Below are 22,164 nucleotides of genomic sequence, written 5' to 3'. Positions count from 1 at the left end.
CTCCATTCTATGTAAATAGCCTTATTAATCCAGCATATTATTCTCGAGGTTTAATATTAAAGTCTTCTTCTCCTTCTTCAGTAAGAATTTTTATTTTTCCTTCCGCGTCATTTAATATCTTATATAATTTATTGCACAATTTTACTCCTTCTTCATAACTCTTCATACTGTCTTGTAAGGATAATTCTCTATTATCCATAGAATCTACTATACTTTCTAATTTTTCCATTATATTTTCATAGCTTTCCGTTTTTCTAGGCATACGAGTACCTCTTTTCTAATAATGAATTAGCTTAAATTTAGAAGTTCCATCTTTCATAGTTACTTTAATCTTATTTTTTTTATTGAGTTCTTCAATGGAGTTTATTCCATTATTCTCATCATCTTCTATTATAGAGTATCCTCTATTTAAAATATTTAATGGATTATGAGCAGAAAGCAGTGCATTTATCTTTGCTAATTTTTCTTTTTTCTCATTGATTTTAACATTTAGTTTGAAATTTAAGAGTTCTTTGAGTTTATCCACATTACTATACTGGTTTGCTATATATATAAGGGGACTGTTTAAATCTAAAGCTTTTTTCAAAAAATTAAGTCTATTCTTTTCATCTTTTATTTTATCTTTAGCACAAGTGTAAAGTCTATTTTTATAATTATTGAGTTTTTGTAAGGTTTCTTCCAAGTTAAAAACTGCAATTTCTGCTGCCGCAGAAGGTGTAGGTGCTCTTCTGTCAGATACAAAATCCACTATAGTATAGTCAATCTCATGTCCAACTCCTGTTATTATAGGCTTCTTTGAGTTATAAATTGCCTCTGCTAATTTTTCATCATTAAAACACCAAAGTTCTTCTATAGACCCTCCTCCTCTTGCTATAATTATAAGTTCTACATCTTCTATAGAATTTAATGCTTCAATTCCTTTTATCACATCACTGCTAGCATTTGTCCCCTGAACTAGTGATGGATAAATCAAAAGTTCTACCTTTTTGTTTCTTCTTTTAGTTACATTTATTATATCCTTAACTGCAGCTCCTGTAGAAGAAGTAATTACACCTATTTTCTTGGCATAAGTAGGTATTTTTCTTTTATGTGATTCATCAAACAATCCTTTTTGTTCTAATTTTACTTTTAATTTTTCAAAAGCTAAATACAACTCTCCCATGCCATCTGGTTTCATTTCATTACAATAGAGCTGATATAATCCTTCTTTTTCATATAGAGACACCCTTCCTTTAACTATTACTTTCATACCATCCTCAGGTATAAAATTTAAATTACCAGCATCTCCTCTAAACATAATGCAGTTTATCTTACTAAATTTATCTTTTAGGGAAAAATATATATGTCCGCTTGTATGTAATTTCAAATTAGATACTTCTCCTTTAATAGAACAGTTAGCAAGTATAAAATCATTATCCAAAGTCTTTTTTATATAATTGTTAATATCAGACACAGTTAATGTTTTAATATACATATTATTTAACCCCTCATATTTAATTCATAATTACTGTTTACTTATGCTTTTGTCTTTTATCATATTTCCAAGTACACCATTTATAAATGGTGCAGACTTCTCGGAAGAATACTTTTTAGCAAGTTCTATAGCTTCATTTATAGATACCTTTTCAGGAATATCCTGTTCATATAAAAATTCATATGTACAAATTCTTAGTATTGCAGCATCAACTTTTGGCAGTCTGTTTAATTTCCAATTTCTAAGATATCTTTCAATTTCCTTATCCAAACTATCCTTATTCTCTTCTATTCCCTTTACAACCCTTTTTACATATTCCATATCAACGTTTTTTAGTTTGTCAACATTTTCAATGTAAACTTCCTCGGCACCATCAGTTTCTTTGCTCTCATTTTTTTTTTCTAAATTATCTTCTAAGTTTGCCAAAACACTTCTAAAATCTTCTCTATTTATACTCATTTCAAATAATAATTTCATTATCAGTTCTCTGGATTTTTTTCTATTCATATTTTCCTCCTACTTGGATATATACTCTTCTAAAAATAATTATTGTCATTTCAGATATAATTATACTTAAACTAATACACTAGTTCAAGTATACAAACATATCTTTAAATAGAAACACCCTCTGAATCCAGAGGGTGCATACTATTGCTCTTCTTCTATATTATCATTGCTCTCTTCTGTTTTAGAAATCATAACATTCTGCACATGTATGTTTATAGCTGAAACATCTAAGCCTGTCATAGATTGAACTGCTCTCTTTACATTTTCCTGAACTTTAAGTGCTACATCAGGAATTCTTACTCCGTATTCTACTACTACATATAAATCTATAGCTGCACTATTTTCTCCTACACTCACTTTAACACCTTTAGATAAGTTTTTCTTTCCTGTAAGTATTTGAGTAATTCCACCTACAAGACTGGCACTCATCCCAACTATGCCTTTTATTTCAGTAGTAGCAAGACCTGCAATTACACCTACAACCTCATCAGATATTTTTACAATACCCATATCAATTTCGTTATTCGTATTTTCCTCCATTGTTTCACCTCCTAGATTTTCACATCATCGAAAGACCCACATTACATACATTATATCAAATGGATATTTTTTTTACAATTAATTTATTTATGTAATTGCTCCACTTTGTTTTAACCTTGTTTTACCTCAATTTCAACTTCCTGAATGTTTGAAATACTCATAACTACATCTTTTATCTGTCTTGTATCCTTATCTGCCAATTTATTCTTACCTTTAACTATTACCCTTGCCTTGTTGTCTTCTATAGAACATATAGCATCTTCATATCCCTTACTTTTTAGAGTATTTTCTATTTTCAATTCATAATTTGTATTCATGGCTAATGCAGTGTACTTTTTTTCAGCATCAGCACGATTTGGATCGGAAACATTTTTATCATCTATAAGACTTTTTAAAGTTTGAAGAGTTTCTGCATTTTTTTGATCCCTTGTAAGCCGTGTCTCCTCAAAGAATTGCGACTGTTCACTTTTAGATTGAGCACTTTTTGCTTGAGTACTCTTATCTTGTGAACTCTTATTATCGCTGCTATTAAAAGATACTGCACTTTTACCGCTTCCATTGTCCACACCATTTACATAATTTATAGGACTGTTTAACTTTGTAGCAACTACTCCCACACAAACAATTAAAGCTAAAAGAGTCACAATAATTACAGCTTGTTTTTTATTCATTTTAACTCCCCCCATTTATCTTCTAAAGAATTATATGCTAAAAAATATACTTATATACTACTTTTTCATAGGATATACGTTTACCTTATCTTCTGATATTCCAAACAAATCTGTTATAGCTTTTGATATTCTGAGTTCGGTTATTTTGTTTTCAGCTCCTTCAGCTACAACACATACACCTGAAACTTTAGGATTATATGTCTTAACTATAAGCGGCTGTGACTTGCTGCCATCATTTGTAACAACCACCGTACTTCCATTGTTTTTTTGGGTAGTATTTCTTGTACCACCTTCAGTATCCTTTTCTTCTGTATTATTCGTTGAATCAGTTATATTCACTGCCGGTACACTCTCCTCCCCACTTTCAAAGTTTATCATTACTTCCACTTTACCTACCCCATCCATTTTTTCCAAAGTATTTTTTAGATCTTCCTGCATTGATTTTTCATAATTCTCAGTCTTACTTTGTTCGGAAGATGTAGGACTCTGCTGCTTATTACTCTTACTACTGTCATCATTTAAATTTTTAGAAGTATTTACACTACTTTCATTATTGTAGTTTTTAAAAAAACTTATTGTAACAATTATGAGTACTCCTACCAAAAATAATACAGCTAAATTGAAAATATTTTTTTTGTCATTAGATACCTTTTTATTATTAAAGAGTTCTTTTAACCACTTTTTTAAATTCATAATACTAACTCCTCCAACTAAGAATTTACATGTATAATATTTTTAGATACATTTAATTCCTGGCTTAAATAAGTTTTTAATTTTACATTTTTATCGTCATCTCCAGAATCCAAATTGCTGACGGAAGTACTTTTGGTATTTATATCAACCTTTTTTATTTTTTCCACACTTCCATCTTTAACTTGAACATTTACATTTTTTATACATACACTATTATTTTGTTCATCATAATTTGCATCTATTTTTACTTTATAACTTTCATCTGGATGTTTTTCTTTAAGGCTTTTTTCACACTTAGCTTCAAGATTCATTTTAAAAGTTTCAATAGTATCTTCCATACTCTTTTTCTTGTAATCATTAAATTCGTTTAATTGACTTTTACTGTTAAATCCCTTTTCAAAACTCTCTATAGCATTTTCAGTATACTGATTTATATCAAAATCTTTATTGAATATTTTCACTACTGGATTAATGAAAACTGTAATCAAAATGAGGCCCAATACAAATTTACAATATTTCTTCATGCTATTATCGGGAAGTATCATTTCTATAGCTGTAATAAAAAATAGTGCAGTGCATATGTTTATCAGCCACTCCTTTAAAGATTGAAGCATATTGTATTCCTCTCTTTCACATTGTAATTTTTCCTGCTGCAGCTATTATACATATCATTATGAAAAACATAACAGATACACATATGAGACATGCCATTATAAGTACAATGGAGCTTCCTGCAGAGTTTATACAGTTTACAAGCCTTCCATCACTTATAGGTTCTATTAGAGCTGCAGTAAGCTTATATGCTACTACAATAATTAAAAGTTTTATTACTGGAAACAATAGTATTGCTACAATAATTACAAGTCCTAAGCTGCTTAACGCATTTTTTAGTAAAATAGAATATCCTGCTACAGTAGATATGGCATCTGAAAGACTCTTCCCCACTATTGGCACAAAATTATCCACTGCAAATTTAGCAGTTTTTGCTGTAACTTCATCAATAGTTTTAGAAGTTATCCCTCTTACAGTTATAATTCCTATAAATACAGTCATTATAATTCCCTGTGCCCAAAGTGCTACCTGATTTAGGAGCTTGGTAAGTTTATCTATTTTATATTCAGAAGATAAATTATTTACAAACTGAAGTACAAAAGACATGGATATTATAGGAATTATCACATCCATAAACAAATTAGCACTTATAGTTATCGCACCTATTACAATAGGATCCATAATTGATGCTTCTACAAATCCTCCAACTGAAGCCACCAAAGTTATAAGTATAGGTATTAAAGCAACCATAAAATCAGTCATTTCTTTTATAGTAGACCTAGCAATATCAACACTTATGTAAAAACTTCTAGCCATTATTATTATTATTAGTGAGTAACATGCAAAATAAGCTATATTAGATAACTGTTCTCCATTAAAAGCTCTCTGCAAATTAGTAAGTAATGCACATATAAGTGAAATTACTATTAAAAGTACTAAAAGTTTTAATGAAGCTGCTACTTCTCTCACCCCATACATTGTAAGTGCACGTATAATTTTCTTTAAAGATGTATTTCCTGACCCAGTTTTTAGAAAACCTTTCACATAATCTCTTACATCTATGTCATTAAGGACCTCATTTTTTGTCTTCATATTAGATATATAATCATAAAATTTTTCTATCTGCTCTTTTTCAGATTCACTTTGTTTATTTTGAATTTTATTATATTTATCATCCTGTACACTATCCTCATTACTATTTTCTATTTTAATTTGATTCTGCACATTTGTTTCTCCATTGCTGGTGTCAAAAGCTTGTACATTAAAGCCTATTAATAAAACTATAACTAAACCCAATATAATCTTTTTCATATTAACACCTACATAATCTTTAAAATTGACTGAAGAACAGCCATAAGTATAGGAATTGCAAGTACTAAAATTAATATTTTACCTGCAAATTCAACCTTTGCTCCTAAATTTCCTTGTCCAGCATCTTTACATATTTCACTACAAAAAGAAGCTAAATATGCAATAGCAATTATTTTAAATACAGTGGTTAAATAAATGAAATCTATATTTGCCTTAGCAGCTAATTGCTGAATAAACTGAAGTACTGCCGTTATCTTTGCTATCATAAATAGGAATATAATTATTCCTGCAGCTATACTTATATAAACTGCTATGTCATCTCTCTTTCCTTTAAACAGAAGTACTAAAAACAGTGCTATAAAAGCAAATGCTACTACCTTAATTATCTCCATAACTTTCTCCTAAAGCTGGAACATAGTTCTGACTGTAGTAAATAACTTATTTACTAAGTTAATTACCATCATGAGGACAATTAAAATTCCTGCTAAATTGGTCACCACTGCATAATCACCTTTCCCACTGGCTTCTAAAACTTTGTTTATGAGTATAACAATCATACCCACTCCTGCTATTTTAAAAATTAAGCTTATGTCCATCATTTAATTATCTCTCCCTTTCATTTCTTATAAGAAATTTAATTAATGTGTACCTGCAGTTTAGACTAAAATTATCACCACCACTGCACCTAAAGAAAATCCCAGACATCTGTACATTTTTAAATTTTTATTCATTGAAATTTCAGAAATTTCAATTTGTTTCTTTATGTTTTCTAGGGCTAGGGAAAACATTCTTTTCTGTCCTTCTATATCTGATTCCCCAAGTGTTTTGGATAAATCTATCAATGTCTCTATATCTTCATTTTTCAAATTTAGGACATCCTTTTTCTTTTCAAATATTGCATTAAAAGCCTCATATACACTGTCAACAGAATTTTTCTTTAACATATGAGATATTTCTTCAAGCACGTCTTTAATAGGATTTATACTTTTAGATGCTGTATTTAAAATAGCTTCTGGCAGTGGAGTATGTGTATATATTATTTCATTTTGAAGTTGATTGATGCATCTTTGTGCTTCCCTCAATTGCTTAACTCTTCCTTTCAAATTTTCTCCCCATATAAATCCAATTCCAGTGGAAGCACATATTGTCATAATACATCCTAGAAACTTTAACATCTTATCCCCTCCATATTATTGAATTTTTAGGGAAATCATATATATATTCTACTGTCCCTGCACCTTTTCTATTGCTAAGTACTACAGCCCTATTAAACACCTTATTTTCAACTATTTCTTTAAAAACAGGCCTGTTATATAAATCCTCTATTCCGTACCCGTGAATAGTTATAATTAGACTTATCCCTGAATTTAATGCAGTCACAATACTATCCATATCCTTGTAAGTTCCTATTTCATCACAGACTATAACTTCTGGCGACATGCTTCTTATAGCCATTATTATTCCCTGACTTTTGGGGCATCCATCTAATATATCTGTTCTGACGCCAACATTTAACTGGGGAACTCCGTTAAAACAAGCTCCTATTTCACTTCTTTCATCTATAACAGATACTTTCTTTCCCGTAAGTCCTATGCTTTTAACACCTTGGGACATATTTCTTACAATATCTCTTACTAAAGTGGTTTTTCCACACTTAGGAGGTGAAATTATTATGGTGTTTATTATTTCATTTCCTTTTGAAATGAATTTCATAATTGAATCCGAACAATTAATTACTTCCCTACATATTCTGATATTTAAAGATGCGATATCTTTTATGGTTTTAACTTCATCTTTCTCCATAACACATCTTCCACATATTCCTACTCTATGTCCTCCTTTAATAGTTATATATCCCTGTTTAATTTCTTCTTCAAAAGCATATATAGAATAATTACTCATCCTTTTAATTATTGTCTTTATATCTTCTAATTTAGGAATATATTTGCATACAATTTCCCTTTCACCTAACTGAAGTATCAAAGGCCTATCCGCCCTTATCCTTATTTCTTGTAAATTAGGGGATTCTATTAAATCACCTAAGACAACTTTTAAATTTTCAGGTATAATGTTTAAAATTTCTTTAGTATCTATCTCTCTCATCTCCTTTATTTCTTTATATTAATTTCTATTTTGATTATGTAAAAATTATTCCACATAAATAGAAATAAAATAAAAAAATCCTATTGAAGCTACAAACTTCAATAGGATTTAAAACTATTTATCCGATGACTACCTGCTCTAATACTTCCACTTCTCCAAGTGGAAATAAAGAGCAGCTACGTCCCTGGATAACGATTTCTAAGCATCAGGTAGAGTCAAAACTCAATCTGATGCCAAGAACTCTGTTTATTTACTTTTTTTAAGTTCATCCTTAATAGGAATACTACTATGGCAATTTGGACACGTTAATTCTTCTCGTTGTTCTAATATATCCTTATCTACATATACGGTATCATTGCAATTTGGACACTGTATTTCAGTAAAGTTTTCTCCTTCATCCTTACACTTACAGATTTCATAATCATCATCATATAAGTTGTCTTGTAAATCCGCTAAATCTTCATCCATGGCATCCACATAATCTTCCATGTCTTTTTGAGCTCTGGACATATCATCAATTTCTTCTGCCATGCTTTTAAGTACATTAACAATTTCTATTAGCATTTTTCCTTCATTAGTACTTTTATCAATTTTTAGTCCATCTACTAGACCATTTAGATAGGATACTTTAGATATAATAGAATTCACAATACCACATCCTTAAAGTTATTTTACCATTAGTATTGGCTAAACTCTTTCCATATATTCTCCGGTTCTAGTGTCAATTCTTATAGTTTCTCCCTCATTTACAAATATAGGGACTTGAACAACAGCCCCTGTCTCAAGAGTAGCTGGTTTTAATACGTTAGTGGCAGTATTTCCCTTAACTCCTGGTTCAGTATGAGTTATCTGAAGTTCAACAAAATTTGGAGCTTCAACGGAAAATGCTTCACCTTTATAAAACTTAATTATAGCAAACATATTTTCCTTTAAAAACTTTATTGCATCCTCTACCTTTTCATATTCCAATGGAATTTGCTCAAATGTTTCCTGATCCATAAAATAATACAATTCTCCATCTGAATATAAATACTGCATTTCTTTTCTTTCTATAACTGCCTCCTGCAATTTTGCAGTTGGATTAAAAGTAGTATCAGTAACTGATCCTGTTATAACATTTCTAAGTTTTGTCCTTACAAATGCTGCCCCTTTTCCTGGTTTTACATGAAGGAAATCCAGTACTGTGTACACTTGTCCATCTTGTTCAAAAGTAGTTCCCTTTCTTAAATCTCCTGCTGATATCATTATATACATACCGTTATGTAAACTCTTCTCTTAATTAAATATGTCTAAGATTTTAAGCTTACTTTCCCATTCATAGTGCCCGATTTTGCTATAAGCTACTTTCGCTTGGTCACACACTCCAGGGACGTAAATTCGGATATAACTAACCCTATATTTCAACACTTTTAAAAGCAGTGTTGGATTAACGGTTTTAACCCCTTTCTTATTCTTATTCGACCTAGTTTTGATTTTTATCTAATTTTTCATAGAACTTTCTTTTACATATTTAATATTATACAACATAATATGTTATATAAATATGTTATCTAAATAAAGTAATACTAAGAACTTAATTTATGCATATTAAACTCTTAGGTGATTTGGATAAAGTTTCTCCTCCATTTTCAGTTACCATTACCAAATCCTCTATTCTTACTCCACCAAAATCAGGTATATATATACCTGGCTCATCACTTACTACCATTCCTGATTTTAATTTAGAATTATTTCTATATCCAATTACAGGAGCCTCATGAATTTCTCTCCCTACTCCATGACCCAAACTATGCCCAAAACACTGGCCATATCCTTTATTAGTTATATAATCTCTAGCAACTGCATCTACTTTTGATGCTGGCATTTCTGGTTTATATTCCTTTAAGGCAAGTTCTTCAGCTTCTAACACTATATTGTATATCTCTAGCATTTTCTGTGATGGTTCACCTATAACAACTGTTCTTGTCATATCAGAACAATATTCTTCATAAATGCAACCAAAATCCAAAGTTAAAAATTCTCCTTTTTTTATAACTTTTTCTGTAGCCTGACCATGTGGCAGACTTGATCTCTCTCCAGAAGCAACTATAGATGGAAAAGATAAATCCTTAGCTCCTAACTTTTTCATGTAAAACTCCAGTTCTAATCCGACTTCTCTCTCTGTCATACCAGATTTTATGAATTTCACCATGTGGTCAAAAGCTTTATCCGCAATTTTTGCAGCATTTTTTATTGAATTTATTTCTTCTTTATCTTTCACAATTCTTATTTTTTCCACCATTCCATTCATTGGTACAAGTTCACAATCTAAATTACTATGGTAAAGCTCATACTGGCTGTAAGAAACTATATTTTCCTCAAATCCAAGCCTATGTACTTTAAGTCTACCTATCAAATCTGATAGAAATTTTACAAAAGAACCGCTTTTACCATATTCTAAAACTTCATAATCCTTAACTTGCTGTTTAGCCTGTTCAGTAAACCTGGAATCAGTTATAAAAAATGCTTTGTCTAAAGTTATAAGTGAAAAACTTTCATCTCCCGTAAACCCACTTAAATAATTTCTATTAGGATCTCCAACTAACAGAACAGCATCTAACTGTTGGCTATCCATAGCCTCTCTCAATTTTTCAATTCTTTTTTTAAACATTTAAATTACCCCCCTAAATTTTAGCAGGGCATAATATGTTTATAATTACTTTAATTTGTGGCAGATTACTCCCTGCTAAATTTGAAATCAAATTTAGCTAATAATTTAAATGATAAAATTGTTATTTTAATAAATAAAATTTAAAATAATATTATTCTATCATCATAGTGAACAATGTTATTTTATCAAAACTTGTGATTATTTGCAAATATTAATGTGTGCTTGCTTCAATACACAATATGAAACTTTCACTTAATATAAAAAAATTACAACGTAATTTTTTTAGTTAATAGTTAAGAATGAAGAATTAATAGTTTCGGATAAAATTTACATCTGCCTTCGTTTTTATACCTTGAATTTTATCCTGTTCAATTTTAATATTATCTATGTTACTAAAATATTTGATTTTTTTAACTTTTTCCAGAATACTTTTGATTTCAGCTTGATTTCCTATTACTTCAAACTGTACGGTTAGCTTCCCATCATTATTGCTTGCAACATTAATTACCTGCATACCTTCTATACACTTTAATTTTCTCAAAATATCAGTATAACTCACTTGTTCCTTATCTTTTATTTGGGTTTTTGAGTTTTTTTCTACAAATTGAAGCTTAACATTTTCACTATGTATGCTTTTGAGCACATTATAATTTTTTATTAAAAGTACAGTGCAACTGCACACTAAAAATATTATAATAATTCTATATATATTATTTACCATATTCATTATTAATATTCCACCTTCATTAAATTTATAATGTACAATTTTAATAGATTTTTCTCCGCTAACACTTAAAAAAACCTAAAGACTAAACCATTGGATAAAACAAATTCCTTTTATTTTAATTTTAGATTGACTTTCCACAGTTTCTTTCCTCCTTCATCATTTCCTATAAGCTTAAAATTTTTAATTATAAACTTATTTGATTTTTCTGCATCTCCAATTAGTGAAAAACATTCTTTTTCATTTCCCTCAAAATCTAAATCTAGATTTCTATTTTCTATATTTACATTTTTAAAGTTTCTTCCTAAATATATGTAATTATAAAAATCTAAGTAATTTTCAAAAGTACTACTTTTATCATGTGATAACTTTTTTACAGAACTATGTTCTTTCAACCTAGTTTCTACATCATTTAATTGATTTCTATTTATTATAAGCGTATCTAAAAATATTATGTTTACTATTAAAATAAGCAAAATAAGAAACTTAAGACTTTTATTCTTTTTAGTTTCTCCTTTTTCTATACACCACTGTGGTAAAAAATATAAGTTTTTCATATACCAAACTACCTCTTAATTTCATTATTCTAATTTCATAACACCCTATGACAATAACTCAAGTAAACTATCTTAAATCCCCTAAGTCTCTACATTTATAACTTGTAGAAAGACTTTCTATTATATCTTTGTAAATAAAATTCACGAAGATTATAGTAACAAAGTTAAAATTGGGCATTAAAATATTTAATTTAAATCTAAATTGTTCTAAAATTTCTGAAAAACCATCTTTAAATATATCTTTATATACATTATTCAATATAATCTTATCTCTATAGCAAGCCATAAAATATATAATATTATTCATATTTAAAATGAATATGTAATTTTCATCTTTTATCCTGTTTTTATACTTTGCCCACATATAAAACTGAATTGGTACTATTTGTTTAATATCAGCTCCACTATCACTGCACATTTTTGCTATATCCATGCCATGCCAGTTCATACAAGAAACCATTACCTCTAAATTGTATTTACTAGATTGAACTATTTCATAGGAAAACATTATATTATCTAGATTTTTAAATTTATTTTTTAATTCATCTCTTATGACTTTGTAGAGGAGTTTACTTTTCAATTTAGGTAATTTCATAACAGTTACATATATCTCTTCTCCATGTACTAATATAAACAATCTTTTATTTTTCAGATCAATTCTTATGTTCTCGATATTATTTACAGGAATAACATTCTCATCTATTTTATTTTTCTTCAATAAATTGAATATAGAATGTTTTTTCGCCATTCTTCTATATGTTATACTTTTATTATTAATTTCTAAAATAGCTTTTTCATTCACTTTTCTAAGCCACCTTTCTTAAAAGAATAATCTATGCAGCTATACAGTATATCTTTATTTTTAACTTCATACTCATAAGTTTCTTCTTTATAAAATTCACCATTAAAAATATACTCCACTTTAAAGCAATCCGTATTCTTGTTATAGAAAATATAACATTCTTCAAAATATATTTTAAAATTGTCTAAAGAAGATATATACTGCTTTATTCCATTATCATCACAAGATGGATTTTTACTTATATACTCATTTAGCTCCGTAAAAAGGTATTCCCTGTATTTTTCAGTTACATCCACCTGAATAGACTTTTTATGGCTGTTTAAATTGTTTGATCTAATGTGCATTTCCATGCTGTAGCATCCAAGAGAAATTAAAATACACATACACCCTATAAAAAGCACATATATCAATATAAATCCTTTTTTAACTTTTCTTTTTCCATAGCAAAACATCTTCTATACAAATTACCTTTCTTTGTATTTATAGATATATAGAATACTTTTCCCTGCCTTTCCACATAAAAGTTATCAACATTTTTTAACACATTATTTACAGTGGAAGAATCAGGACTACCATAAGAAATTATGATATTAGATTTTCTGTCCTTTTTTATATAATCATATCCTTTATCATCATATCTCCTTAAAATTATCATATTGTTTTTTATATCTATGTATTTTGCAGCTTTTATCTGATATTCAATTATTATAAAAGCTTCATTTACACAAAAGTTTTCCCTACTATAATTTATTTCTTCTCTGTGTAATTTCATATATTTCGATATAACAATTATTTGTGTGGTAGTTATTGCCGTTACCAAAGCTATGACCATAAGCATTTCTATAATTGTAAATCCTTTTTTTACATCTAATCTACTTTTTATAATTTCCTTTATAAAAATCACATTCCTCAACCTTTATATTTCCATACATTTTAGCATGGAGCTGCAAATTTACCCTTAGCACTTTTTCACCCGTTACCTTTAAAATTATGTAAGGTTCTTTTAAAGGTTTTTCATCTGAAAACAGAGTGGTTACATTTATGTTCTTGATATGTTGAAACTTTAAGTTGCTGCAGTCTATATATGTTCTTTCTTTCATCCTTAAATTCAACAAACTATCATAGCTGCAGTTATACATAATACTATTTTTCACATATTCCATAACTAAAGTACAATTATTCATCTCTTCGTTATATGTTTTTACTTTAAGTGCATCTACCTGAATAAACAGTGCAGTCATAAATAATACCGAGAAAACAGTTATGCTGCACAACACCTCAATTAATGTGAATCCTCTTTTGACCAGTATCTTTTTCCTATGAGGTAACATCTTTACCACAAAGTTTTTTAGTTTACAAATTAATACTTTATATCTACGTAAGCTGTCCCCACGCACATAGTAATGCAATGCATTTCTCCCTTCCTGTCTTTAAATTTTATACTGCAGGCATCCTCTGTAATTCCCATGTTATCTATTTTTATTCTGTTATCCTCCCTTACACGGTTTAATACAAATCCTTCTGGTAACTTTAATTTGAATATTTCACTCGATGCTACATTAAAAGTTATTTGATTGTTTTTTGTATCAAAATAAATGTATCCTCCTTCTTCTTTCTTGTCTCTACAGTAGGTTTTAGATTTATTTATAAAGTCTAAAATATTATTATTAGTAAGATCAACATCTATCTTATTCTTAAGATTACCAAAAGCACCTAAGTTAACCAGACTAAAACTTAAAAGTATTGAAAATATGCTGAGTACTAAGAGAAGTTCTATAACAGTAAATCCCCTTTTTTTAATTTTATCAGCCATAAAATTATTCTCCTCATTCAACAATTTTTACAAGTACAATCAAATATTAAATTATGAATTTTCTCATTTTGGAAATACCTGCTTATCTCCATCTTTTACTTTATAGGAACTTTCCTGAGCATTTATTTCTAAAGTATAATCTTTATCATCACTTTTATAGTTTATAGTTATAAATTGATCACTGTCCCCAGCTGAAACTTGCGGGTTTTCTGCAGAAGTAAGCTTTGATAAACATTCCTGCACATCAGCTGTATCAAATTTTCCATCACTATTTCCATAGCTGGCCATAGCAGCTGTTTCTAGCTGTTTAGCCGTATTTATGGCTTTAGCAGTTTTTACCTTACTTTGATATCCAGAAAATTTAGGAACCAAAAATCCTAAAAGAACTAATATTATAGCAACTACAAGCATAAGTTCTATAAGGGTAAATCCTTTTTTCTTTTTATGTACCTTCATAATTTATAACCCAGCTTTCTTTTTAATTTATAGAGTAGAATCCATTATAGTAAAAATAGGCATAAGTGCAGATATAATAAATATTCCAACAAATAAGGAAAGAATGATTATTATCATTGGCTCTATAACTTTAGTTGATTTTTCGAAATACCTATCTAGTTCACTGCCAAACAGTTTTTCTAATTTAGCAAACATTAAATCAATCTGTCCCGTTTCCTCTCCTGTTTGAACAAGGGATATGAATAATTTATCATTTATTTTTGCCTTATTTAAGGCATCGCTCATACTTTCTCCTTGTTCTATATATTTTATTGAGTTTTCTAATCTTTCAGCCATAATTTCACTTTCAATTAAATTCCTAATTATTTTTAAAGCCTTCAATATGTTAACTCCTGATTCACTAAGTACAGTCATAGCTGAACATATTTTAAAAATAAACATTTTATTATAAACCTTGCTAAAATAAGGTATTCTGAACTTTATACTCTCTCTAATTTTTCTTCCCCTACTGCTTTTACTAAATTTATAGCTCAACAATAGACTTAGAATTAGAATTACAATTCCTTGCAAATAGTACAATTTTAAAAGCTGACATATGCCCATTACTACTCTGGTCAAGGTTGGTATTTCACCTCCATTTGACTGTATAATATCTGTAAATTGTGGTATTATTTTAATCATCAAAAACATTACAATGAATATAGAAGTTATCAAAGTTACTACTGGATATATAAGGGAAGCTTTTATAGTGGACATTATATTATTTTTCTTTTCATAATATTCAGATAGTTTTGCCAATACTTCATCCAGTTTTCCACTAGTTTCGCCTACTCTTATCATTTCAATCATAAAATTAGGGAATATATTTTTAAACTTTGCCATACTACTATGTATACTTTGACCTTTAATTACATCTTCTTTTATAGATTTTAATGCTAATCTTAAGGAATTTTTATTACACTGAGTTTCCAAATTATCAAGTACTCTTGATATGTTTATTCCAGCCCCCAGCATAACACTCAGTTGACTACATAGTACGCTTATATCCATTGGTCCTGGATTTTTAAAAAAAAATTTTTTATAACTTTCTAAAGAAATAGTCTGATATATAAAATATTCCTTTTTCCTTAAGGTATATTTTAATTTTGTAAATGCAGATTCTTCACATTTGCCTTTAATTTTTTTACCTTTTGTATCAATTGCCCAGTATTTTATTATGTTCCATCACCTAACCTTAATATCGCAATCAAATAAACAGAGTTCTTGGTATCAGATGGAGTTTAACTCCATCTGATACTTAGAAATCGTTATCCAGGGACATAGCCGCTCTTTATTCCCACTTGAAAAAGTGGGAATATTAGTGCGGGTAGTCATCGGATAAATTTAGCCTTAATAGTTCTTCATAAGTTGTAATTCCTGATTTAATAAGCTCTATACATTTTTCTCTCAATGAAATAGTATTTGATTTTTTTATACCATCTTTAAAATTAATTTTATTATCTTTTCTATACTGTCTTCTAATATCTTCTCTACTAACTATCTGGTAGACTACTGTTCTTCCTCTATATCCCGTATGGCTGCATTTTGAGCATCCTTTTCCCTTATATAAATAACAATTAGAAGATAAATTTAGTTCTTTAACCTCTTGAAGTGAAGGTACATACCTACTTTTACAATGAGTACATATTTTTCTAACCAGTCTCTGGCATATTACGCCTACCAGAGCATCTTCTATAAAATATTCTGGTACTCCCATATCTTGAAGCCTTATGGCAGATTCAAGAGGATTATTAGTGTGCAGTGTACTTAAAACCAAGTGTCCCGTTACTGCTGCCCTTATTGCTATATGAGCTGTTTCCTCATCTCTTATTTCACCTACCATTATTACATCTGGATCCTGCCTTAGTATACTTCTCAATCCTTCTGCAAAATTAAACCCTATCTTGGTATTTACATTTACTTGATTTATACCTTCTAATGTATATTCCACAGGATCTTCTATACTCACTATATTTTTTTCACACCTATTTATATTATTTAATAGGGAATAAAGCGTGGTGGACTTCCCGGAACCGGTTGGCCCGACAGCTAGAAGAAGTCCGTGATCGCAACATAGCATTCTTTTTATTTTATCTTCACTTTCTTTTGAAAATCCTAATGTAGCCATGTTTCTTATGTTTTCATCTCTATATAAAATTCTTAGAACTATTTTTTCACCATATATAGTAGGAAGGGTAGATACCCTTACGTCATAGTTTAGATTTTGTTTAACATATTTTATCTTTCCATCTTGGGGTATCCTCTTTTCTGCTATATCAAGCTCTGCCATTATCTTTATCCTAGTGCACAAAAGAGGATAGATAGACTTTGGTATTTTAATATACTCCCTCATAATCCCATCTACCCTCATTCTTATGGTAACACCATTTTCAAATGGTTCTATATGCAAATCACTAGCTCTTTCATCTATAGCCTTGTCAATTATGTAATTAGCTGCCTTTATAACTGGAGAACCTTGAAATTTATATTTATCTTTAAGTGGATTAGCAATTAATTCTGGAATACTCTCTTTTAACTTTATGTCTTTCAATGCATGATCTAAATTTTGTTTGCAGTAGTACTTATTTATTAGCTTAAATATAACTTCCCTACTAGTCCTAAAAAATTTAAGTTCTTTTCCCAATATAAATTTTAGTTCCTCAATTAAATTAAAACTTGGTACTTTATCTACGGCTATAAATAATTTATTTTCTTCCATCTTTAAAGCTATTAAACAATTATCCCTAGCTATTTCTTCAGGTATTTTTTTTATCACATCTGTTTCTAAAGAAATATCTTCTATATTTATATTCTTTAATTCTACAGGAAACACTTTACTTTCCCCTTTTCATTATTATTTACATATCTAAATTATAACCATCCTTTTTACTTCTAAACAATGATGATAAAATATAATTAACTCAACTTTTGCACATATGAAGTTTTAACTTAATATGAAAATATTGTGAAACAATTTAGTTGATGTTGGTAGGAAAAAGGGAAAATACTAAGGGATTTTACATTAGTCTAATAATAAACTTTAACTTGAATGAAGTTGAAAAAGTTATTGTATTGGCACATGAATTAGGACATGCTCTGCTTCACTATCATAGATCCACTTGCTTTATAAGAGAATATATGTGTAAAATCCAAATTGCATCATATTTTAGATTTATTGGGAAAGGAATTTATTTATGGAACAAAATAAAAAGACAAATAAAAAAGGTTATGATTATTTAGCTATTGGAATAAGTTTGGGTATTTCATTTGGAGTATTATTCAATAATCTTGCTTTAGGAATATCAATTGGAGCTGCTTTAGGAATAGCTTTAAGTAACAATAAAACAAAGTAGTATTACGTATAGAATTTGGACATGTAATGTACTTATATGGGACAAGCTGCTTATGTTGCCGCAGATAAGTTATATAATTCCAATAACATTTAGCAACTTTAATATTATATGTAAATCAATTGGCCAATTATTATGGCGTTGCTAAACAACTGGTTAAATATAAATTTGATAAATCTAGGTAGAAAGACGGTAACGATTAATGAAATTTTATGACTCTAAGAAACTACATAAAATATATAATTTTTTTGTCATATTATTTTCATTTACTGCTGTAATTTTAGCTTTTCTAGACCTAGGTAATAAAATTAATATAGATATATCACCTTATAATTACATTGACAATTCCATCTTAATTATATTCACGGTCGATTATTTTGTACGATTCATTATTTCTAAAGATAAAAAGAAATTCTTCAAGGAAAATATTTTTGATTTAATAGCTATAATACCATTTAACTCTTTTTTCAGAGCTACAAGGCTTTTTAGAGCAGTAAAATTAATTAGATTGACAAAATTTTTTAGATTAGTTAGGCTCCTAGCATTTTTAGAAAAATCTAAAAGAGAAACTAAAAACTTTATATATATGAATGGTCTAGCATACTTAATATATGCAAATATAATAACAATAACTATAGGCGCCTTTTCTATATATATTTTTGAAAAGGAAGCAACTGTAAAATCTTTAGGCGATGCTTTCTGGTGGAGTTTTGTAACTGCCACAACCGTCGGCTATGGAGATATATCGCCATCAACCATTCCTGGAAGAATAACAGCAACTATTCTCATGGTAATGGGAATAGGCCTTATAAGTTTACTTACTGGCACTATATCAACTTATTTTATAAGTAAAGCAAATAGCCAAACTAAGAAAGGACCTTTAAATCAAGATTACAGCAATCTACCAGAAGATGCTCAAATAGAAATTGAGAATTTTATTGAATATATAAGGCACAAATATAATAACAAATAGTCAAGGATCATAAAAAGGAACTATACTAAGTATAGCTCCTCTTTTATATTTATTTCGTACAAAAATAACATTCCGAACTAAAAAATATAATTACCTATTATATTCATTTGGTACGATTGTTTTTATTTTTAACTGCAATAATTTGAATACGCCTGTAATCCGCTACCCATTGGTTGTTTTTCCATATGCTATTTTTGCAAAGTTTTTCTGTTTCAAGTAATATTTGCTCCTTTTGTTCATCTGAAAATTCTAGTAAATCACTTGCAAAGAATTGACAAATCCAGTTACGTAGTCCTTTTTCCTCATCAGCAAGTGGTGTTGGTCTATCATATTCAATGATATGTTTTACTTCAAAACCAGCTTGATCTAATAATAACTTATATTCTTCCTTTGAAGGAAAAAAGAATGGTGAACAATAAGAATATCCCTTTTGTTCTATTACCTTTTCAAAAGCAGTTTGTATTTGACTTATATTATTTTGTGCTCCAAATTCACAAATCAACGTCCCATTATCTTTTAAACAAGTATAAACAGAATGCAACAATTTTTCTTGATTTGATATCCAATGAAAAACCGCATTAGAAAAAACAGTATCAAACTCATTTTTAAAAGGCAAACTTGTTGCATCCTCCACTTGAAAGATTAAGTTAGGATAATTAGATTTTGCCTTATCAATCATATTTTTTGATAAATCTGTTCCAATAACAGTTGCACCGTTTTTTGCCAGCTCATTTGTTAATACCCCTGTACCACATCCTAAATCCAAAATTTTTTGCTCTTTTCCCACATTTACAAAATTAATCATAGACTTACCGTATTCTGCTACAAAAGAATGCTTATTATCATATAGATTACTATTCCATTTCATTTTTTGCTACCTCCATAAATTGTTTTATTATATTATTACATAAAACTTTTATGAAGAATGTAAACTATGATACAATTAAAAAATAATTACTAAATTGAGGTGTTTTTTCTTGAATACATGGGATTTATTTTTAGTCCATAAAATAGGTGTTCCTACTAGATTGTTTGAAACTTTTAAGGCAAAACCTGCACAGATGTTTAAAGATAATCAAATAATTTATCGTCAAGGAGAAATTGCTAAAAATTTTTATTACCTAAAAGAAGGAAGAGTTCAAGCTTTTGTAAATTCCACAGATGGCTTAGAAAAAATTTTAGCAATTTATAAAAAGGGAGAAATTTTTGGAGAAGCTTCTTTTTTTGATGGCTTTCCAAGAATGTCATCGGCAAAAGCTTTTTCAGATTCAGAAATCATCAGTATTAATAAATCTGATATTATGTTATATTTTCAAAAAGAGCCACTTCTTGCTTTGAATTTCATAGAGCTTCTATCGAAAAAGGTAAGAATGTTATCAAATGAAATTGACAATATTTCATTTGTACCAGCAGAGAAAAGAATTGCTCAATATCTACTAAATGTGAGTCTATCTACTAATTGTTCTATTGATTGTACCCATGAGGATATTGGGAAGGCTGTAGGTGTAAGTAGAGTTACGGTAAGCAGAACTTTAAACAAATTCTCTCAATATCAATGGATTAATACTAAATATAAAAAAATTCTCGTATTAAATAAAAATGCTCTTTTGAAGTTTTTAGAAACATAATCTATTAATTATAAAGAAAAATAGAGATTCTATAAATGGTCTCATATTATACGATTATGACACATAAATTTACAACTGTGAATTTCTCTTTAATCCATTGTCTTTATATAAATAACATCATGAACTACAAATTTACATCTAAAATACATTATATCATAGGGTTAGATATGCAGTATATGTATAAGAATAGAATTATGGTAGATGAGTTATATAATGTTCAGAGATCATAAATGGAGCCATGTTGGTTATGGCCCCATTTTATATATTTTTTTATATAATAAAAAAATGTGAATTATGGGTGAAATAAAATTTTATTATACCTATCAAATATAACGTCTTACTCTATTCATATATTTTAAATATTCTTCTCCAAATTTCTTAATACACCATCTTTCTTCTGAAAGAATAATCCAATGCGCTGATATTTGAAAACATATTAATAGCACAAGCAATATCCTTGATTGAGTTAGAAATACACATCCTAAGAAAGAAAGAAAATATGCAATGTACATAGGATTTCGGGATACTCGATATAACCCATTTAAATTTATTCCACTCATTTTAGGATTAGCATAATTTATTATAGATACCACATATAAAATAATCCCCAAACTATAGATTATTAGACCTATATAAAACCACTCAGAGTTTTCCCTGATTTTAAGTAATAACAAATATAGTAAAATAAAGGTAGTTGAAATTTGATAAACCCAATATGCTACTTTTTCTCTTCCGATTACTGGAGCAAATAAACCCGCACGTTTAAGTGCTTCTTTGTTTACTATACTTAAAAGTCCATACCTAATAAGTATAATTGGTATTACTGTCAAAACTGCGTTCATTTTATCCCACCTTCTAAAACAATTAGATATTGTTTACAACTTTCTTAGAGAATATCTAAATTTTATACGATTTTACAAATTATATTTTTAATATTGGTTATTATATAAAATATTAAAAATAAATAAGTCTATAGTAGTGATGTAACAATCCTACAAAGAATAATAAGAAAGATGCAAAAATAATAGCTAAATTGATATATCAACGACAATATCTCACATGCATGTTTGATGTGTATAAGGAAAGGAGAGCTATAATGAGTGATATACGTAATTGGGTTTTGATTGGATATGAAATGCTTTCTGTTTTAATTCCGTTTTTTATCACATATGTGATTCTACATGTAGTATTTAGAAAAGATAAAATGAGAAATAAAAAAAGATTTTTAATTTGGAATTTTATTTTTGCACTTTATATTTTTGGAGTTCTACATTTTACGGGTGCTGGAACATTATATAATATTAAAATGTATGGATTCAAA

31 protein-coding genes and 1 pseudogene are annotated in these 22,164 nt (G+C 28.7%); 5 read left to right on the top strand and 27 right to left on the bottom strand.

Going from position 1 to position 22,164, the window contains the following annotated elements; genetic code table 11:
* Nucleotides 1-37 precede the first annotated feature (37 nt).
* From CLCOS_RS02805 to CLCOS_RS02685, 25 genes are all read right to left on the bottom strand, one after another.
* Nucleotides 38-262, bottom strand: coding sequence for an exodeoxyribonuclease VII small subunit (locus CLCOS_RS02805; protein ID WP_063601609.1), 225 nt, complete (start codon nt 260-262; stop codon nt 38-40).
* Nucleotides 263-277: 15 nt separating this feature from the next.
* Nucleotides 278-1,474 (bottom strand): exodeoxyribonuclease VII large subunit, encoded by a 1,197-nt coding sequence (gene xseA / locus CLCOS_RS02800; protein WP_063601608.1) that lies wholly within the window; start codon nt 1,472-1,474, stop codon nt 278-280.
* Nucleotides 1,475-1,504: 30 nt separating this feature from the next.
* Complete coding sequence (gene nusB, locus CLCOS_RS02795; protein ID WP_063601607.1) at nt 1,505-1,981, bottom strand: transcription antitermination factor NusB; 477 nt, start codon at nt 1,979-1,981, stop codon at nt 1,505-1,507.
* Nucleotides 1,982-2,122: 141 nt separating this feature from the next.
* Complete coding sequence (locus CLCOS_RS02790) at nt 2,123-2,521, bottom strand: Asp23/Gls24 family envelope stress response protein (protein ID WP_063601606.1); 399 nt, start codon at nt 2,519-2,521, stop codon at nt 2,123-2,125.
* A 110-nt stretch (nt 2,522-2,631) separates the two neighbouring features.
* A complete protein-coding gene (locus tag CLCOS_RS02785) occupies nt 2,632-3,192 on the bottom strand; it encodes a SpoIIIAH-like family protein (RefSeq protein ID WP_063601605.1) in 561 nt (186 codons plus the stop codon).
* A 57-nt stretch (nt 3,193-3,249) separates the two neighbouring features.
* On the bottom strand, nt 3,250-3,885 hold the full coding sequence (gene spoIIIAG, locus CLCOS_RS02780) for a stage III sporulation protein AG (protein WP_063601604.1): 636 nt from the start codon (nt 3,883-3,885) through the stop codon (nt 3,250-3,252).
* A gap of 17 nt (nt 3,886-3,902) precedes the next feature.
* The gene (gene spoIIIAF / locus CLCOS_RS02775) at nt 3,903-4,499 is read right to left on the bottom strand and encodes a stage III sporulation protein AF (RefSeq protein WP_063601603.1); all 597 of its coding nucleotides are present in this window, start codon (nt 4,497-4,499) and stop codon (nt 3,903-3,905) included.
* 16 nt (nt 4,500-4,515) lie between these two features.
* Nucleotides 4,516-5,748 carry a stage III sporulation protein AE gene (gene spoIIIAE / locus CLCOS_RS02770; protein ID WP_063601602.1) on the bottom strand — a complete coding sequence of 411 codons (1,233 nt, stop codon included), beginning with the start codon at nt 5,746-5,748 and terminating at the stop codon, nt 4,516-4,518.
* Between the two features lie 8 nt (nt 5,749-5,756).
* On the bottom strand, nt 5,757-6,140 hold the full coding sequence (spoIIIAD, locus tag CLCOS_RS02765) for a stage III sporulation protein AD (RefSeq protein ID WP_013237771.1): 384 nt from the start codon (nt 6,138-6,140) through the stop codon (nt 5,757-5,759).
* A 9-nt stretch (nt 6,141-6,149) separates the two neighbouring features.
* Nucleotides 6,150-6,347 carry a stage III sporulation protein AC gene (gene spoIIIAC, locus CLCOS_RS02760; protein ID WP_013237770.1) on the bottom strand — a complete coding sequence of 66 codons (198 nt, stop codon included), beginning with the start codon at nt 6,345-6,347 and terminating at the stop codon, nt 6,150-6,152.
* A gap of 57 nt (nt 6,348-6,404) precedes the next feature.
* Nucleotides 6,405-6,923 (bottom strand): stage III sporulation protein SpoIIIAB, encoded by a 519-nt coding sequence (spoIIIAB, locus tag CLCOS_RS02755; RefSeq protein WP_063601601.1) that lies wholly within the window; start codon nt 6,921-6,923, stop codon nt 6,405-6,407.
* A gap of 1 nt (nt 6,924) precedes the next feature.
* Complete coding sequence (gene spoIIIAA / locus CLCOS_RS02750; RefSeq protein WP_192847914.1) at nt 6,925-7,842, bottom strand: stage III sporulation protein AA; 918 nt, start codon at nt 7,840-7,842, stop codon at nt 6,925-6,927.
* A 255-nt stretch (nt 7,843-8,097) separates the two neighbouring features.
* Nucleotides 8,098-8,499 (bottom strand): CD1247 N-terminal domain-containing protein, encoded by a 402-nt coding sequence (locus CLCOS_RS02745; protein WP_013237767.1) that lies wholly within the window; start codon nt 8,497-8,499, stop codon nt 8,098-8,100.
* A gap of 39 nt (nt 8,500-8,538) precedes the next feature.
* Complete coding sequence (efp, locus tag CLCOS_RS02740; RefSeq protein ID WP_029170128.1) at nt 8,539-9,096, bottom strand: elongation factor P; 558 nt, start codon at nt 9,094-9,096, stop codon at nt 8,539-8,541.
* Between the two features lie 328 nt (nt 9,097-9,424).
* Nucleotides 9,425-10,501: a M24 family metallopeptidase gene (locus CLCOS_RS02735; protein WP_063601599.1), complete on the bottom strand. Its 1,077-nt coding sequence runs from the start codon at nt 10,499-10,501 to the stop codon at nt 9,425-9,427.
* A gap of 307 nt (nt 10,502-10,808) precedes the next feature.
* Nucleotides 10,809-11,228 (bottom strand): hypothetical protein, encoded by a 420-nt coding sequence (locus CLCOS_RS02730; RefSeq protein WP_013237764.1) that lies wholly within the window; start codon nt 11,226-11,228, stop codon nt 10,809-10,811.
* Nucleotides 11,229-11,338: 110 nt separating this feature from the next.
* Entirely contained in the window at nt 11,339-11,782 is a 444-nt protein-coding gene (locus CLCOS_RS02725; RefSeq protein WP_063601598.1) for a hypothetical protein, read from the bottom strand.
* Between the two features lie 67 nt (nt 11,783-11,849).
* Nucleotides 11,850-12,584 carry a hypothetical protein gene (locus CLCOS_RS02720; protein WP_063601597.1) on the bottom strand — a complete coding sequence of 245 codons (735 nt, stop codon included), beginning with the start codon at nt 12,582-12,584 and terminating at the stop codon, nt 11,850-11,852.
* Complete coding sequence (locus tag CLCOS_RS02715; RefSeq protein ID WP_242866937.1) at nt 12,581-12,934, bottom strand: hypothetical protein; 354 nt, start codon at nt 12,932-12,934, stop codon at nt 12,581-12,583. The genes CLCOS_RS02720 and CLCOS_RS02715 overlap by 4 nt, the downstream gene beginning before the upstream one ends.
* A 56-nt stretch (nt 12,935-12,990) precedes the next feature.
* Nucleotides 12,991-13,488, bottom strand: coding sequence for a ComGF family competence protein (locus CLCOS_RS02710; RefSeq protein ID WP_082853572.1), 498 nt, complete (start codon nt 13,486-13,488; stop codon nt 12,991-12,993).
* Nucleotides 13,457-13,993, bottom strand: a complete 537-nt coding sequence (locus tag CLCOS_RS02705; RefSeq protein WP_242866936.1) for a type II secretion system protein — start codon at nt 13,991-13,993, stop codon at nt 13,457-13,459. Before CLCOS_RS02705 ends, CLCOS_RS02710 begins: the two co-directional genes overlap by 32 nt.
* Nucleotides 13,945-14,397 carry a type II secretion system protein gene (locus CLCOS_RS02700; RefSeq protein ID WP_063601594.1) on the bottom strand — a complete coding sequence of 151 codons (453 nt, stop codon included), beginning with the start codon at nt 14,395-14,397 and terminating at the stop codon, nt 13,945-13,947. Before CLCOS_RS02700 ends, CLCOS_RS02705 begins: the two co-directional genes overlap by 49 nt.
* A gap of 63 nt (nt 14,398-14,460) precedes the next feature.
* The gene (locus tag CLCOS_RS02695) at nt 14,461-14,853 is read right to left on the bottom strand and encodes a type II secretion system protein (RefSeq protein ID WP_063601593.1); all 393 of its coding nucleotides are present in this window, start codon (nt 14,851-14,853) and stop codon (nt 14,461-14,463) included.
* 27 nt (nt 14,854-14,880) lie between these two features.
* Complete coding sequence (locus tag CLCOS_RS02690; protein ID WP_082853571.1) at nt 14,881-15,903, bottom strand: type II secretion system F family protein; 1,023 nt, start codon at nt 15,901-15,903, stop codon at nt 14,881-14,883.
* 307 nt (nt 15,904-16,210) lie between these two features.
* Complete coding sequence (locus tag CLCOS_RS02685) at nt 16,211-17,725, bottom strand: GspE/PulE family protein (protein ID WP_063601592.1); 1,515 nt, start codon at nt 17,723-17,725, stop codon at nt 16,211-16,213.
* 149 nt (nt 17,726-17,874) lie between these two features.
* Here CLCOS_RS02685 and CLCOS_RS21715 point away from each other — a divergent pair, with 149 nt between their 5' ends.
* The 3 genes from CLCOS_RS21715 to CLCOS_RS02680 all read left to right on the top strand — a co-directional run bounded on the left by CLCOS_RS21715 (nt 17,875) and on the right by CLCOS_RS02680 (nt 19,215).
* The gene (locus CLCOS_RS21715) at nt 17,875-18,132 is read left to right on the top strand and encodes an ImmA/IrrE family metallo-endopeptidase (protein ID WP_153042900.1); all 258 of its coding nucleotides are present in this window, start codon (nt 17,875-17,877) and stop codon (nt 18,130-18,132) included.
* On the top strand, nt 18,087-18,245 hold the full coding sequence (locus tag CLCOS_RS22230; protein ID WP_175412925.1) for a hypothetical protein: 159 nt from the start codon (nt 18,087-18,089) through the stop codon (nt 18,243-18,245). The genes CLCOS_RS21715 and CLCOS_RS22230 overlap by 46 nt, the downstream gene beginning before the upstream one ends.
* A gap of 199 nt (nt 18,246-18,444) precedes the next feature.
* Nucleotides 18,445-19,215, top strand: a complete 771-nt coding sequence (locus CLCOS_RS02680) for an ion transporter (RefSeq protein ID WP_063601591.1) — start codon at nt 18,445-18,447, stop codon at nt 19,213-19,215.
* A gap of 103 nt (nt 19,216-19,318) precedes the next feature.
* Here CLCOS_RS02680 and CLCOS_RS02675 read toward each other — a convergent pair whose 3' ends face one another.
* Nucleotides 19,319-20,083: a class I SAM-dependent methyltransferase gene (locus tag CLCOS_RS02675; protein WP_063601590.1), complete on the bottom strand. Its 765-nt coding sequence runs from the start codon at nt 20,081-20,083 to the stop codon at nt 19,319-19,321.
* Nucleotides 20,084-20,192: 109 nt separating this feature from the next.
* On the opposite strand from CLCOS_RS02675, the gene CLCOS_RS02670 reads away from it, so the two are divergent.
* Complete coding sequence (locus CLCOS_RS02670; RefSeq protein WP_063601589.1) at nt 20,193-20,843, top strand: Crp/Fnr family transcriptional regulator; 651 nt, start codon at nt 20,193-20,195, stop codon at nt 20,841-20,843.
* A 323-nt stretch (nt 20,844-21,166) separates the two neighbouring features.
* On the opposite strand, the gene CLCOS_RS02665 is transcribed toward CLCOS_RS02670, so the two are convergent.
* Nucleotides 21,167-21,685: a methyltransferase family protein gene (locus CLCOS_RS02665; RefSeq protein WP_063601588.1), complete on the bottom strand. Its 519-nt coding sequence runs from the start codon at nt 21,683-21,685 to the stop codon at nt 21,167-21,169.
* A 254-nt stretch (nt 21,686-21,939) separates the two neighbouring features.
* On the opposite strand from CLCOS_RS02665, the pseudogene CLCOS_RS02660 reads away from it, so the two are divergent.
* Nucleotides 21,940-22,164, top strand: a pseudogene (locus CLCOS_RS02660) (hypothetical protein); the annotation flags it as partial.

It is taken from the genome of Clostridium coskatii, assembly GCF_001675205.1.
In the GTDB taxonomy this organism is placed as follows: Bacteria; Bacillota; Clostridia; order Clostridiales; family Clostridiaceae; genus Clostridium_B; species Clostridium_B ljungdahlii.
The sequence above is the reverse complement of the archived record's forward strand: the minus strand, read 5'-3'. Positions and strand labels throughout refer to the sequence as shown.